General features: G+C 49.9%; 13 protein-coding genes. 2 read left to right on the top strand and 11 right to left on the bottom strand.

From position 1 onward, the window contains the following. Positions 1-23: 23 nt before the first annotated feature. Positions 24-1,109, bottom strand: a complete 1,086-nt coding sequence (locus tag D3H35_RS33545) for a serine hydrolase domain-containing protein (protein WP_119149838.1) — start codon at positions 1,107-1,109, stop codon at positions 24-26. Further along, a complete protein-coding gene (locus tag D3H35_RS33540; RefSeq protein WP_158594102.1) occupies positions 1,094-1,882 on the bottom strand; it encodes a serine hydrolase domain-containing protein in 789 nt (262 codons plus the stop codon). Before D3H35_RS33540 ends, D3H35_RS33545 begins: the two co-directional genes overlap by 16 nt. A 200-nt stretch (positions 1,883-2,082) precedes the next feature. Between D3H35_RS33540 and D3H35_RS13360 the strand changes: the two genes are divergently transcribed. Both D3H35_RS13360 and D3H35_RS13355 read left to right on the top strand, forming a co-directional pair. Further along, positions 2,083-2,646 carry a 5' nucleotidase, NT5C type gene (locus tag D3H35_RS13360; protein WP_119149836.1) on the top strand — a complete coding sequence of 188 codons (564 nt, stop codon included), beginning with the start codon at positions 2,083-2,085 and terminating at the stop codon, positions 2,644-2,646. A gap of 179 nt (positions 2,647-2,825) precedes the next feature. Beyond that, positions 2,826-4,007, top strand: coding sequence for a winged helix-turn-helix domain-containing protein (locus D3H35_RS13355; protein ID WP_119149835.1), 1,182 nt, complete (start codon positions 2,826-2,828; stop codon positions 4,005-4,007). Between the two features lie 56 nt (positions 4,008-4,063). On the opposite strand, the gene D3H35_RS13350 is transcribed toward D3H35_RS13355, so the two are convergent. The 9 genes from D3H35_RS13350 to D3H35_RS13310 all read right to left on the bottom strand — a co-directional run bounded on the left by D3H35_RS13350 (position 4,064) and on the right by D3H35_RS13310 (position 14,071). Further along, on the bottom strand, positions 4,064-5,110 hold the full coding sequence (locus tag D3H35_RS13350; protein WP_119149834.1) for an LLM class flavin-dependent oxidoreductase: 1,047 nt from the start codon (positions 5,108-5,110) through the stop codon (positions 4,064-4,066). A gap of 42 nt (positions 5,111-5,152) precedes the next feature. Then, on the bottom strand, positions 5,153-5,476 hold the full coding sequence (locus tag D3H35_RS32410; RefSeq protein WP_233567921.1) for a VOC family protein: 324 nt from the start codon (positions 5,474-5,476) through the stop codon (positions 5,153-5,155). Further along, positions 5,443-5,979, bottom strand: a complete 537-nt coding sequence (locus D3H35_RS32405) for a VOC family protein (RefSeq protein WP_233567920.1) — start codon at positions 5,977-5,979, stop codon at positions 5,443-5,445. Before D3H35_RS32405 ends, D3H35_RS32410 begins: the two co-directional genes overlap by 34 nt. A gap of 353 nt (positions 5,980-6,332) precedes the next feature. Continuing rightward, a complete protein-coding gene (locus D3H35_RS13335; RefSeq protein WP_158594101.1) occupies positions 6,333-8,240 on the bottom strand; it encodes an asparagine synthase-related protein in 1,908 nt (635 codons plus the stop codon). 7 nt (positions 8,241-8,247) lie between these two features. Next, positions 8,248-11,184: a nucleotidyltransferase family protein gene (locus D3H35_RS13330; RefSeq protein WP_158594100.1), complete on the bottom strand. Its 2,937-nt coding sequence runs from the start codon at positions 11,182-11,184 to the stop codon at positions 8,248-8,250. 8 nt (positions 11,185-11,192) lie between these two features. Then, on the bottom strand, positions 11,193-11,621 hold the full coding sequence (locus D3H35_RS13325) for a lasso peptide biosynthesis B2 protein (RefSeq protein WP_158594099.1): 429 nt from the start codon (positions 11,619-11,621) through the stop codon (positions 11,193-11,195). A gap of 17 nt (positions 11,622-11,638) precedes the next feature. Then, complete coding sequence (locus D3H35_RS13320) at positions 11,639-11,923, bottom strand: lasso peptide biosynthesis PqqD family chaperone (protein WP_233567919.1); 285 nt, start codon at positions 11,921-11,923, stop codon at positions 11,639-11,641. Further along, a complete protein-coding gene (locus tag D3H35_RS13315) occupies positions 11,895-12,824 on the bottom strand; it encodes a hypothetical protein (protein WP_119149828.1) in 930 nt (309 codons plus the stop codon). The genes D3H35_RS13320 and D3H35_RS13315 overlap by 29 nt, the downstream gene beginning before the upstream one ends. Before the next feature lie 26 nt (positions 12,825-12,850). Beyond that, positions 12,851-14,071, bottom strand: a complete 1,221-nt coding sequence (locus tag D3H35_RS13310; RefSeq protein WP_119149827.1) for a sulfotransferase family protein — start codon at positions 14,069-14,071, stop codon at positions 12,851-12,853. Positions 14,072-14,083 lie beyond the last annotated feature (12 nt).

Raw genomic sequence — 14,083 nt, 5'->3', positions numbered from 1 at the left:
GCGGCTGCCCCTCGGATGCTCCTCTACTCCAGTCCCGACCAGCCGAGCATATTCCAATAGTTCAAGTAAATAAGAAAAGCGATTTGCGCCGTAATTAGAAGACCTCGGCCCAATCGGATGAAGGCGATAGCCACTGCACTCCGATTGCTCGCGATTTTCCGTTGTCTCCATTCGTACACCCACCGAACAAGCTCAAGAGCTATCAATAGGGCCGAAATAATAGGAAGACTTAGAATAAAATAAAAGCTCGCCGGAGTAGCGCTTCCCATGTCTAACGTGTTTAATTCTGCTAGAATGCCTGCAATAAAAATCACGTAAATGCCGCATACAATGCCCGGAATCGAGCGCCATAGCTTTCTGAAACGAAGGCTGAACCCGATCCATGCCAATGTCCCCAGCACGAACAGCAGCCCAAACCCGGCGGCTACCGCCAAGTGAAGCTTCTCATCCTCATACCAGGCCATGCGGCGATAATCGGCGGTCGGATTGCCGGAGAGCTGCAAATAAAACCCGTCATCGTTCTCGTAAGAAGCAAATGCTACGGTGCCAAGCGTGTTGTGCCATAAGCCGCTTCCCTTATTGGTACAGATGCAGGAATAGTCTGTGCCGCTGACGAGCAATGAGCCGTCATCAATTGCGGCAACTTTCAGACGAATATCCTGCCATAGCGTTGCGATCTTGAAAACCGAATCGGATAGATGCCGATTGAGAATGTACCTGCCGGCATACTTGGCCGAAGATAGCGCATTTGAAGATTGCCCGCTTTCCAACGCGAACGCAGGTGTTGTCCATGTCACGTTTTCATTCAGAAACGTATTCATTAGCTCGTCCGGCAAGCCAGGTTCACCCTCCCCGTTGACGGCAACGAAGACGCCGATATTTAGTTCGGGGATGATCCACAGAATGCTGTGCCATCCGGGGATCGCCCCGCCATGCTGAAGAATCCGCATCCCGCTCCGCTCATTCATATAGAAGCCATATCCCATACCGCCCAGAGCGGGATTAAAAGAAGCGTGCAAGGATGTCATATCCGCCACCGCATCGTTCTGCAAAATACGCTGTCCCGTTAACTCTCCTCCATTGAGGAACGCTCTCATAAAACGGCCCATATCGGAAGCTGTCGCGTACAATCCCCCGCCGGCACATAAGCCGAATTAAGCGCCATTTCCCTAATCGGCAACCCGTGCGCATCATATCCGACGGCAAGACGAGAGAGCAGCTCTGCAGACGGATAAAAGCTGCTTCTATCCATCCCGAGAGGGTGAATAATATTCTCCTTCACATATTGTGCGAACGGAACGCCGGACTGCCTCTGAACGATATATCCTGCAAGGCTTATTCCGTAATTGCTGTAGCTTTTGACTGTACCGGGATCTCTAAGGACAGGCGGCGAAAATGTGTTTTCGAAATTCCCCAAGTCCGCATCTTCCGGCGGAGGCCAGTTCCAATTGAAGATTAACGCCGTCTCGTCAAAGCCTGCCGTATGCGTAAGAAGGTGGGCAAGCGTAATCGGATGGCCGGGGCGATTATGAATGCGAAAAGGAAGATAATTATTAATGTCTTCGTCCAGCTTCAATTTCCCTTGCTCTGCCAGCTGCATGACCGCCGTCGCCGTAAACAACTTCGACACCGATCCGACGCGGAATGCAGTCTGATCCGGATCGACCTTGCGCTTGCGCTCCTTGTCCGCAAAGCCATAACCATGCGAGAACAACTCCCCATCCTTGTTTACAGCGATAACGACGGCTCCCGGCGTCCTGTTCATCCTTCCCTCAAAAAAACGATTAAAAAAAGAGCTTAGATCGTTTCCGTTCCATTCGACCGGATCGGCGCTTGCCGTCGGCATTACGCTTAGGAACAAGCCCGCCGTTAAAAGTAACATGACTCCTGCCCGGAGCCTGATCCATTGCCTTATCTTGCGACCGACCGCCATCAACAGCACCCTTTTCTGGTTTATTATTCCTTATGTAGTACGCACCTTTATTTAGAAAGGTTGCTGTCCGTATACATCGGACATTTACTCTCTTTCCATTTCATACTATTCATGTTACCATTCTTCAAACATTAAGGAGTTGTTAACCTATGCGCATTGGCATTGATCTAGACAACACCGTGCTCGACGCCACTTCGGCGCACTTGCACTATTACAACAAAGCGTCCGGTCGATCGTTGACGCACGCCGATGTTAACGACTTCTATTTATACCGGTTATATGGATGGAACAAAGCAGAGCGCGATGCCATCTATAATCAATACGGTCATGACATTCATTGGAACTCGGCGCCGTTGCCCATGGCGGTAGAAATATTGCAGCAGCTGTTTAATCGGCATCATCTATCGATTATTACGGCACGGCCCGATCATTTTCGCGACGTTACCATCGAATGGCTAAAACATCACAAGATTAATTATCACCATATTACGCTCGTCGAGAACAAACTGCAGGAATGCATCAATAGCAAAGTGGATGTGCTCATTGACGATGGCCCTCACTACGCCGAGGAGTTTGCTCTAGCCAATAAGCCTGTTATTTTATACGAACAGCCCTATAATTTGTCCGTCGCTAACGATCTCGTATTTCGCGCTTCGAATTGGGTGGAAGTGAAAAAACATATCGATTACTTGGAATCCCGGCTCAAGCTTTAATTGTAAATACGGGCACCTTGAACCATGCTTCGATGAAGTCGTGCCATTTCTCTTACAAAATGACTGTCTCATTTATCTTTTGTTACCGACGAAAAATGATTGTAAGCGGTGGGTTACAGGAATTTCCACGCTTGCAACTCGAAGACGGATAAAGACGCTGAATATTTGGAGATGAAGAAATGGCTGCCATTATGTTAACCAAGCTTCAGGCAAGAACATTTTTGTTGTTCTATCAAGGGTTGAACGATGGTTGCGAATCCATGGGAAAAGAGGGTATCCTGTCTTACATCCGCCGAGTCGGATGCATACAATTCGATCCGCTCAATGTCGTGGGCATGAACCCGGAGCTTGTCCTTCAGTCCCGGATCAAGGATTTCGACCGCAGCATGCTCTGGGAGCTGTTATACCAGGATCGAAAGCTCATTGACTATTGGGACAAGAACATGTCTATCTTCCCTCTGGAGGATTGGCCATTTTTTTCGAGATGCCGGAGCAGCCACCAAGCTTGGTGCCATTCTAATAAAGGCGCTATAGAGCGGGTATATACCGAGATCGAAACCCGGGGGGCGCTGTGTTCGGGGGATCTGGATTACGAAGAGAAAGTGGATTGGGCGTGGGGCCCGACCAGATTGTCTCGCGCCGCTCTGGAAGGGATGTATCATGCGGGTCATCTTGTCATTCATCACAAAGCGAGAACTCGCAAATACTACGATCTGGCGGAGCGAGTAATTCCTCAAGACTTGTACGCCTTGCCCGACCCTTTCGAGACGGATGAACAGTATTACGATTGGTATGTTCTTCGCCGTATCGGCAGCGTAGGGCTGCTTTGGAACAGACCGAGCGACGCTTGGCTTGGGATCAGCGGTATGAAAAGCCTCCAGCGAAATGAATCCTTTGCAAGACTGCTTGCTGCAAAGAAGATTACGGAGATCACGGTTGAAGGACTCCAGCAGCCTCTCTATATCCGAAGCGCCGATCTCGACGTCCTGGATCGGGCATTGACCCATGCTTCGACTTCGACTGAGAAGCAGTCAAGAATACTTGCTCCGCTCGATAATTTGCTTTGGGATCGCGTGCTGATCAAGGAGCTGTTTGACTTTGATTATCGATGGGAGGTTTATAAGCCGGCAGCGGAAAGAAAATACGGTTACTATGTATTGCCTGTCGTATATGGCGATACGATTGTGGCTCGGTTCGAGCCAGTAAAATATCAACAAAATGCTCCATTATCCATTAAAAACTGGTGGTGGGAAAACCCCTCTTCCGTGAATAGCGAAATGAATGAAGGCGTGATAAGATGCCTTGAACGATTTGCCTCCTTTCTCGGCACCACTTTCCAACGAACGGACTTCAAGTGGTAATAGCCTGCCGCGTATGGCGGGCTCGCCTCCACCACGAAACCCATAACCTCACGCGGTTATGGGTTTGCATTTCCCGTTGCTCGTCGAACGGCAGGAGCCACCTCTACCGCCAGCCGTTCAATGTTGTCGGCTACCTTGCCGAACGGCAGGCCGCCGATGTCCAGCTGCGCAATAAATCGCTGGTGACCGAACAGCTCGTGCTGACGCAATATTTTCTCGACAATCTGCTGGGAGCTTCCTACGAATAGCGCGGTGTCCGGAGCAGACATCCGATCGTAATCGGCTCTTGACAGCTGGGAGCTCACTCCGCGCTGCCGATTGACTTCCTCCCAGTAATTGACGTAATACGGGTAGTATTCATCCCTGGCTTGTTCCGTGGTGTCTGCGATAAAAGTATGCCCGGTCACTCCGACCTTCATGGTCTCTCGTGCATGCCCGGCTTGATCCGCCGCTTGACGGTACAGCTCGACGAACGGCTTGAACCGGAGCGGATCGCCGCCCAGTATCGCCAATGCCAGATTGGTTCCGAATCTCCCCGCCCGTTCGGCGCTCTCCGCGGTGCCGCCGACACCAACCCATAGCGGAATTTCATCCTGAACAGGGCGCGGCGCAATATCAGCTTCATGGAGGGCAGGGCGATGACGGCCGCTCCATGATACTTTCTCGGACGCATTCAGCTTCAGCAGCAGCTCCAGATGCTCTTCGAACAGTTCGTCGTACTCGTTCACATCGTAGCCGAACAAGGGGAACGACTCTATAAAAGCCCCGCGTCCCGCTATAATTTCCGCCCGTCCGTCCGACAAGAGATCAAGTGAAGCAAAATCCTCGAATAACCGAACCGGGTCCACCGTATTTAACACCGTCGTGGCCGATGTTAACTTGATGCGCTTCGTTACTTGCGCAATCGCAGCAAGGACGACGGCAGGAGACGATACCGCATATTCCAGACGATGGTGCTCGCCCACGCCGATAACATCAAGCCCTGCCTCGTCCGCCAGCTTCGCGATCTCAATGATTTCATGGAGGCGCTGTCTCGCGCTAACGGTTTCCCCGGTATGCGGATTTCGACATAGATCGGCCAAAGTATATATTCCTATTTCCATTGTTTTCTCCTCGCTCGTCTTTCGATTCCTATACTAATTTTATCAGATTGCCGCAGGATCACTCGTCCAATATTCGTCCGATTTGTTCTCGACCGATACGGCGGATTGCTCCAGAAGACGAATCGCCCTCTGCCTAGCCGCTTCATCAGGGAATACGAGAGTATACCCATTCAGACCGACCATGTTCTTCGGCGGAGTCGGCGCCCCTGCTCCCTGCCAAGTATTGATTGCGATATGATGGTGATAACCTCCGGTGGACATAAAAGCGGCTTGCGGGTAATAAGCCACCGTCTTAAAGCCAAGAATATCGTTATAAAAGCGTTCCGCCTGCTTCAGATCCCCGACATGAAGGTGGATATGGCCCATGATGGTCCCGCAGGAAGACCGTTCCAGGGCTCGCTGCTTTCCTCCAGAATCCCCCTCGCATCCAGTTGAAGCGTCGCCATCTCCACGAAATCATTTTCCCATTTCCACACCGACGAAGGACGATCCCCGTATACTTCAATCCCATTCCCGTCGGGATCGGTAATATACAATGCTTCGCTCACATAATGATCCGCAGCTCCGAATGGGTAACCCGTCTGAATCAGATGCCGCAAAAATACGGCAAGATCGGCACGCGTTGGAAGCAGCAGCGCAAAATGGTACAATCCCGAGTGTCGTCCGGCAAGCGGAATAACATCCTTCGGCTGTTCAAGCGTAACTAATGGCGATTTCCCGTCCGCAGTTAAAACCGCGCTCCCTGCCGATCTCTCCAGCACCTTCAATCCAATTATCGTTTCGTAGAAGGATACTGCACGATCCAGTTCCATCACCTTAATACGGATCTCTCCTACAAAGACATTGGGGCTTTGATGAAATTTATCCATTCTATTCACGTCCTTGGTATTTATCTGATATTTTACTTTATTTTTTTAAGTAACTATAGTTATATGATAATTTATTTTAATTGCATTGTAAAGCACGGCCCGCTGAAAATCTCGTCCAACACCTTTTTTGAAGCAATCCGTCCGGACTGCGAGGAGGCCATTCCGTGCTTATCGAATCCAGGAATTCTTACACAAATAAAAAGAACCAGAGCGTTATACTCTGATTCCTTTTCCTTCACGTACTTACTGAAGTTAGCTAGCAGAAATCGTAGTGCCGTCAAAACCTCCTCCAGCCCCATGCTTCGTCATATCAGACTTCAGCTCTTGCAGTTGTGGAGTAATCCAAGCCTTTTTCATCGTTGTTCACCTCCTTTAAAGCCGTGCCGCATATATCGCTCAATAGTAATGCATCGAAAAATCGACGAAGCCGGATACCATTGTCGCAATAACGAACGTAGCTGATCCGTTCCAGACTGCATTATGCTTTGATTTAAAGAAGTTCTTATGTTCGAATCTCCTATGCATTCCATAAAAGCTGACAGGATCGAATCATGCTCATGTTCTATTCGATGCAGCCAATCCGCCGACTGAATGCCTTTGTCTCTCGTTAAATTTAGTATCGACGCCGGGAGCTTATCGGAATAGGCGCGACGCAGCAAACGTTTGTGGACGCCTTTGGAAACAAATTGCTCAAATGGCAGCGAAGCCAGAAAAGAAAGCAGCGGCACATATCCGGTTGGATCTCGTGTAACGATGTTGTATTTTAACGAAAGGAGCGTATGAATGACTCCCTGATGATGCGTTTTATGAGGCGCACTTAATTGCAGCATCAAGTCGAATGGCGAATCCTTCTTGTTTTGCATGTCATTCCAAGTCGAATGTTCCAATATCACAGGAGAAAAAACGAGTGATAATCCCGCCCTAACCTCTGCAATTAATTTACTAGACCCACGATGCGATAAAGCATTGCCTGCAACGATTCTCATTGCTCGCAACCATGAAATATCCCTAAGCCTCTTCTGATGCCATGTCTCTCGCGCCAGCTCCAACCATCTGCCGTGCTTCCGCAAATAACTATAGTGCGCGTTCAAAGGTCCAAAGGAGATCGACCCGTTTCCGTTTTTTCCATTCAGCATCACGCGATGGCCTTTCTTGGCCGCTTGCTCATAACAGCTCAGCATCCAGGGCGCATTACCGAAAAAGGAAAACGGTTGGTCTAAAATATCCACCCAGTCATCGATTACATTAAAAGCATGCAAAGCCTCATTCTCGACCCAGGTCGGCGAGATAGAAGGGTACATGTCTATTAGTTCTTCAACCAGAGGTCGTTCGTTCACCAATTCTTTTCCATTATGCTTAAATGTCGAGATGGGAACATGCGTATAGGAATGGAGCCGTCTTCCCTCTCGCTCAAGCATTGGCGCAGCGACAGCCGCTACCGTCGTAGAATCCAGCCCCCCGCTCAAGAGAATGCCGACGGAGCTATCGGTGCGAAGCGAAGCTTTCGTTGCCTCCTCCAGAAGAGAGCGGAATCGCTCTTCGTAATCCTCGTCCGAAGCCAGCGACAGTTCGAAAGGCCGCTCCAGCGTCCAGTATGGTCTGAAGGCGGCTTTTCCGTCCTTTACCTTCATAATATGGGCAGGCGGCAAGTAACGAATGCCTTCGTAGATGGACCTGTATTCGTCCGTATCCGGAGCGACGAACGGTGCGGTCAAATAATTTTGAAGCCATTGCTTCGAATACCGACTAGGTGCGACTTTCGCTATAGGTGCAACGGTGCTTGCAAAATAAAGCGTCGACTGGCGGATCGTATACGCAAGAGAGCGCATGCCGCGTTGATCGCGAACGAGCAACATCTCGTCATTCCGGCCGTCAAAAATCGCAAAGGCAAAAATACCGTTCAGCCTCTCCGCGCATCGATCCCCCCATTTCAAGTACGATGCAAGAATAAGCCGGCTGTCGGTCACGATCTCGCCTTCCCCCGGCAGTAATCCGAGAAGGCGTACTAACTCTTCTCGATTATCGAGGATCGCATCCGCCGTAATCCAGACATTCGACTCGGAATCGCGGAATGGAAGCTCCTCTTGCCGGGATTCCAGCGTAACGCACTGAAGCAAGCAGCCTAGCCCCACGCCCTTCGTCTCCCGTATTTGCAGTCGATCATACTCATACTTGCTTTTATATGTCTGCAGCATGATTTGCAGATCCTCTTGGTTCAGCGGCTCTCGCGGCAAAGAATACTGGCCAAAGATAGCGCTCATTCGACGTTCATCCCCCTTCCGCTTGCGCCATTTCGAGCAAAATTTGTTCGACGGATATTCCTTCCTGCTTGGACCACTGTTTGACCACAGCACCTTCGCGAAGAAGAATAATCCGATCCGCATAGGGCAATACGGTCGGCCGATGTGCAACCATGACGATGGTCGTCTTCTCGCGAAGGGCGGAAAACGTACGCATAATGTCCGCTTCGTTCTTAATGTCCAGTGCGCTCGTTACTTCGTCCAGCAATAACAGAGTCGGCTCCTTCAATAAGGCTCGAGCAAGCACAAGCCTTTGCCGCTCTCCTGTCGAAAGGGCTTCACCACCTTCGCCTAAGAGCGTATCCAGGCCATTCGGGAGCTTGGCGACGATAGATTCGCTTCCGGACAAGCGCAGTGCTTCCCCTATTTCCTCCTCTGTCGCGCGATCTTTTACCGCAAGAAGGTTATCCCGCACCGTTCCGTTAAAAAGATGAAGCTGCTGGCCTACATAGCTGACCGACTGCCTCCAACAAGCAAGCCATGAAGAATTAAGGGCTTCCCCATCGATCATTATTGTGCCTTCCGTCGGCTGCTGAAAGCCCATCATAAGATCAAGCAAGGTTGATTTACCCGAACCCGATGCACCGATGATGATCGTGAGCTCTTTAGCGGGAATTTGCAGGGAAACGCCGCTTAATGCCGCACGGCCGTCCTTGTATGCAAAAGAAACGTTATTCAACGCAATATGCCTATGCAGCCTCTTTACTTTCCAATCGCTCTCGGACGTTATGGCGTCATATTCCTCGCGCAGCCGTTCGGAAACGCTCTTGTACTGACTAAAGCTTGACATTAACAACGCCGCTTGCTGCAGCTGCATGTTGGCACTCGAGAAACGAGGCCACAATCTGGCAACGATGACGAGCAGCACTAGCAAATGAGAGAAAGGCACTTTAAGCAACGCAACCGAAATATACACGACGGCGCATATAAAGATGCTGACCCCCAATTTCAAGATTGTTGTCGTTCTAGTCGTCAACGCGGCATGCTCGGAGAAGCGCGAGAAAATGAGCCTGGACGTCGAGGCAAACTCGATGCCCGCTTTTCCCTCCAGCTGATAAGCTTTCATATCTTTAATGCCCGACACGTAATCAAGCATCATCGCAAAGCTCTTACGCATCAAACCGCTCATGCTCGTACCTAGATCGGTCGCCGATCTAAAGTAATTGCGCCCAAAGAACATAAGGAGCGCCGCGCACACGACAATCATCAAAGTAAATTTAACCGATATGCAGAAAGCAATCCCTAATTGCAGCACGGTAACGGTCATTGCTATCAAGAGCTGCAAGATGGCGTTTACTCCTTGCGCGATACGGGGCAGCTCCTGAGAAATAATGTGCTGGACAGTGATGCCGTACCTGGATACATCCGCCCAGGGTGCCTTTAACAGTCGGCTAAATAACGAGGTTCTTAGTCGATGGGCAAAGCCTTGAACGAGCTGGACATTGGTCAATGCGACTTGGCGCTGCACGAGGACTTGAAAAACCGTCAACAATAGATAGAGTAAAAGACCTATAGTTAATAGTTGCTCGCCCGATAACGCTTGCTCGTTCAGCCAAGAAAAAAGCGACGCGAACGGCCCGCCGGTCGATTCCGCGCTCATTCCGGCGACGGACAAGATCGGTATGAGGGTTAGAATTCCAATCCCTTCAATAAAGCCGAAAATAACGGACAAAACAACAAACGACGCCAGCTTCCATCCGGAAAATTGACAAAAAGAACGAATAAACGAAATATACGCTTCCATCCTAACCTCTAAGCTGCTGCCATCTGACTTTGACAAACGTAACCGGACGCGCCAGAAAATATAACGGATACCAAGCTCGCGGCAAGGGACGAGAGCTAAGTCGGAGATTGTTGGCTGAAAATGCTCCCCGACATATTGGAGACGATCCCGCCATGTCCATTTGACATCCCATAAGTATTTTTTATATCGAAAGTAGTCAGGCGTTCCGAACAAAATATCCTTCACTTCATCATCCATTACAACAAAGTGAATAGCTTGCTTTGCCAATGATTTCGACCGATCGGTAACCCGTATTGAAGGCGGCAGAGCCTGTCCCCAAAGTTCCGAACAAATAAGCTTCGCTTGCGCAAGCAAATCTTGAAGCTGCGGATGCTTCGCTTTTTCTTGAACAAGAGACGGATATTTTTTCAGATGCAAAACGATGTCCAGCAGCCAACGCAACCGTGCATACATATGCTTAGCCCCATGCAGCAATAAGTAGTCGAGCTGGTCTTCCGCCCCCAACGTTGGAAAAGCGTACGAGCCAAGGCGGCAATAAGCTCTCCGCTGCCAAAGCTTAGCAAAAGCCGTCTTTCCATAGGTTGCCGATTGCTGCCGCCAATGAATTTCAATGGTGAGAGGCCTGGAGTGATGATGGAACTCGGTATGGTAATGGCTGTCTTTATTCTCGATAATATATCGTTTCATAGAAGGATTGATGTCGGAAAAACCTGCGTGATTAGCAAAGCCCTTCTGAATCAGCAAAGCTTCTACTTGTTCATAATGCTCGGGAGCAACGAACAAATCGACATCCCGGGAAGTGCGAAGCGATACGTCGCCATACAGATCGATCGCAAGCGGAATCCCCTTCAAAATAAGAGCATCGATTCCCCGATCTTCAAGCTCCTTGAGCAGTCCGGCAATGGTTGCCGTCATCTCGAGCATTACACGCTGGTTAAATTCCACATCCTTCTTAAGGATGTCTAGAACAAACTCGGGGATCGAGGGCTCTTGCTTGAGCACATTGTAGAGAATAGGAAAAAGCCGATGCTTGTTGGCAAGCGCCAGAAAGGATGGCCAATCGGGCTCGCCGTCCGTCATCGTCACTTTATTTCTCTGGATGAAGGCAGCCAAGCAGTTGAAAAGCAGCCGTTCTTCAGCCGTATATTTCTTTTGACGCATAGCTCTCCTCATGGAGTATCCTTCCTTCTCGGTTGCGCAGAGAATGTGGCCACTACCGTATAGCGGTCGCGTTGTCCGGCTCCGCTCATCCACTGAGCGCCGCTCCGAATCCACGCATGGGCAATCAATTGCTGCGCTTCATCCTTGGCAACGCCCAGATAGATCGTATATCCGCGGCCTCTACGCCGAAGCATCCACGCAATTGCGCTCGCTCTTACGAAGCATTCGCTTTTCCACCATGTCTTTTTGCCGATGCGATGAACCGTTCTCTTGATTTCTATTAATTGCGGATTACCCTGCGACCGGGGATCCATTAGCGTATCCGTATGAATAGTCCCTAGATGTGGAGCCAACCGCCGAAAAGGGATGAACAGCATGCAAAAACGCGCTGTCGCCATCAAACAAAGCGCCTCTAAGGCTACTTGCTTATGATGCAAGCTCCTCCATACTCTCCTCATCGCTCTACAGCAATAATTCCCGCTTTTTCCATCTGCTCCACGAATGCCGCCACTTCTTGCTCGCATTGGCTTTCGGTTACTTCATATTCGGATACGAGTCGAGCTACAATCTCGGCAACAGTCATCCCCTGCCCCTGGGCTAATTGCCAGATCTGACCCCCGACAATTCCCAAGTTGTAGTACTTGCCATTCTCGACGCTAAGCATGACGAGTTCTCCGTCCATCTCGCTCGTTACATACCCGTCTTTTTGCCTAATGTTCGTTGATCCTGCCAATTGCATGGTCATTCCCCTTCGACATGTTGTTGGATTGAGCGAGAACCAAGTCGACCAGCTCGTCCGGATGAGTTCCCTCCAGAGGACGAATCAGTTCATAGATGTGAAGCTGTTGCGCGATTTGCGTTATCTTCCGGAAATACGCCGACTGCAAACCCATTTCCGCAACAAAAAAAGACCGATACGTTTCATCCAGTACGATTTGCAGCTTTTGGGCACCGGAAACTTCTCGTATCAGAGGTTTATCAATGTCAGGCGAAGCCGATAGTCTAAACAGCTTCTTAAGCGGAAATCGCCCTGCACGAAAGGAGGCAGCTACGGGAATTCGGTATTTGCTCTCGCCGTCCCAGATCGTTTCCAATCCGTCTCCCGTGCTGCCGAACATTTCGAGACTTGCGGGCCACAGCTTCTGCTGCGGATACGCCGAGCATACATGCGCCACTCCTCTAGCGTCTAGCTCGGTGGCCAGAACATCGTCGCTAATTAATGCATAGCCCCGCCGGGTAAAAGCATGGGCTAACGTCGATTTGCCCGCGCCCGACTGCCCGGTAAATAAATACGCATGATTGGAGAATGCCAAGGCGCTGCCATGCAGCGGAATGTGTCCGCGTTGGAACAGAAGCGCGCCGAAAGCCGAACCAAGGAGAAACACGCGGGTTTTCCTCCTGTCCGGTTGGATGGACTCCACGATGATCGTCCTTCCTGCCCGGACTTCATAGTACCCGACTCCTGCAATAGAAAGAACAAAAGCTTGATCGAAGCTTTCATACCAGGAAGACGAGGGCCGCCTCTCCACTTGCCCCCATTGAATAACAACATCGGGAGCAGCCGCCTCAGGATAAATCGCTAATTCCGGAAGTTCCATTTCGGAGGCTACCGTTAAACCGTAAGCCTGGTAGTAGAACATTGTCTCTGCTCTTCCTTCTTCGTCAATTAATGCTTTTTGAGTAGAATACGACGTACGATCGGCGCCAATATCGAATAAAACGGAATTCGTCGTTTTATTTCGATATTGCGCCGCTTCAGCTTTTCTAAATCCATTTCTATACGTTCACGTTTAAGTTCCGAAGCTCTTAATGCCACTTTGAGCTGATTCACTTCCATAGTTGCCGGTCCAGTCGTTGGTCGGGCGCTTATCGTCGGCCCTGTTGACCCTTGCGACAATTCATTCGAGCTCGGTCTGATCTTGATATTGTAAGAGAGCGGAATAGGCTGAGGAAATTGCTGCAGCCATTGGTCGTGGCGCATCTTAAGCCACTCTTCATCCGGCTCTCGAGGAAAAGAAGTCCCGGTGATGCGCTCTGCCTCCGCAACGACTTGTCCATAGCCAAGCTCTTCGAACAATCGGGTTCCCATGATGTTCATATAAGCGGCAATCTCTTCCGACGACAGCTCCGTTTTCCAAAGATCGACCGAAGCTTGATGCGGCTCATTATGCTTCCAGACATACGGATCGCCTGAGTGGGAAGCTGTTAGCAAAGCTTTCTTCGCTTCGTCCCGGCGCTCGCCGTAACGCTCTAGGCGATCAATGTAAGGAATATTCAAGAATGTGCAGAGACGCACCGTTTCTTCGAGCGGCTGTTCCGTCAGCTTTTCATAGGATAAGCGATACACCTGCTCTGACGATGAATTGTGGAAATAATGATAATAACGCCAATATCCGTACGTTAAATCAAATACGCGCATACTGAATTCTTTTTGCTTAAACAACTTTTCGCTAAAGGGCGTTCCTCTTTTGACATCCAACATCTTATAGGAGGCGACGACGCTAAGAGGGTTACGAATAAGCCATATCCGCTTCGAAGCCGGGAACAAGCGGTCGAGCAACTCCAGTACGGTATAATAACGCGGCGATTTATCCAGAAAAAGCGTGGCTCCATTGGCGGAGGCAAGTCCATGATAGGTCTTATCAACAAAAGCGCGCATAGCTTCTTCTTGCAGGGCTTCACCCATGATGCCGTTTATGAACGTTTGGAAAATTTTCTCCCCGCCGTATTTATTCGGCAGAGGAAGGAGAAGATCGTTCAATTTCATTAATAACCATGATTCCGGGGCGGCAAAGACATCGGGATGGTTGTTCAATATAGCCGTTGTCAGAGAACTGCCGCTTCGGGGTACGGATAACAGAAAAATAATAGATTCACCGTCAGACATTTCGCGCCCCCG

This window comes from Cohnella faecalis (assembly GCF_003570905.1).
Taxonomy (GTDB): Bacteria; Bacillota; Bacilli; order Paenibacillales; family Paenibacillaceae; genus Cohnella; species Cohnella faecalis.
Note: the sequence above shows the minus strand (reverse complement) of the source record. Positions and strands in the feature narration are given on the sequence as shown.

Bases quoted from the DNA above. Each gene is read 5' to 3' on its own strand.
- D3H35_RS13320 (WP_233567919.1), bottom strand. From the start codon at position 11,923: ATGCAATTGGCAGGATCAACGAACATTAGGCAAAAAGACGGGTATGTA.
- D3H35_RS33545 (WP_119149838.1), bottom strand. From the start codon at position 1,109: ATGGGCCGTTTTATGAGAGCGTTCCTCAATGGAGGAGAGTTAACGGGA.
- D3H35_RS32405 (WP_233567920.1), bottom strand. From the start codon at position 5,979: ATGGATAAATTTCATCAAAGCCCCAATGTCTTTGTAGGAGAGATCCGT.
- D3H35_RS13355 (WP_119149835.1), top strand. From the start codon at position 2,826: ATGGCTGCCATTATGTTAACCAAGCTTCAGGCAAGAACATTTTTGTTG.
- D3H35_RS13335 (WP_158594101.1), bottom strand. From the start codon at position 8,240: ATGAGCGCTATCTTTGGCCAGTATTCTTTGCCGCGAGAGCCGCTGAAC.
- D3H35_RS13360 (WP_119149836.1), top strand. From the start codon at position 2,083: ATGCGCATTGGCATTGATCTAGACAACACCGTGCTCGACGCCACTTCG.
- D3H35_RS13310 (WP_119149827.1), bottom strand. From the start codon at position 14,071: ATGTCTGACGGTGAATCTATTATTTTTCTGTTATCCGTACCCCGAAGC.
- D3H35_RS32410 (WP_233567921.1), bottom strand. From the start codon at position 5,476: ATGGGCCATATCCACCTTCATGTCGGGGATCTGAAGCAGGCGGAACGC.
- D3H35_RS13315 (WP_119149828.1), bottom strand. From the start codon at position 12,824: ATGTTCTACTACCAGGCTTACGGTTTAACGGTAGCCTCCGAAATGGAA.
- D3H35_RS13330 (WP_158594100.1), bottom strand. From the start codon at position 11,184: ATGCGTCAAAAGAAATATACGGCTGAAGAACGGCTGCTTTTCAACTGC.
- D3H35_RS13350 (WP_119149834.1), bottom strand. From the start codon at position 5,110: ATGGAAATAGGAATATATACTTTGGCCGATCTATGTCGAAATCCGCAT.
- D3H35_RS33540 (WP_158594102.1), bottom strand. From the start codon at position 1,882: ATGTTACTTTTAACGGCGGGCTTGTTCCTAAGCGTAATGCCGACGGCA.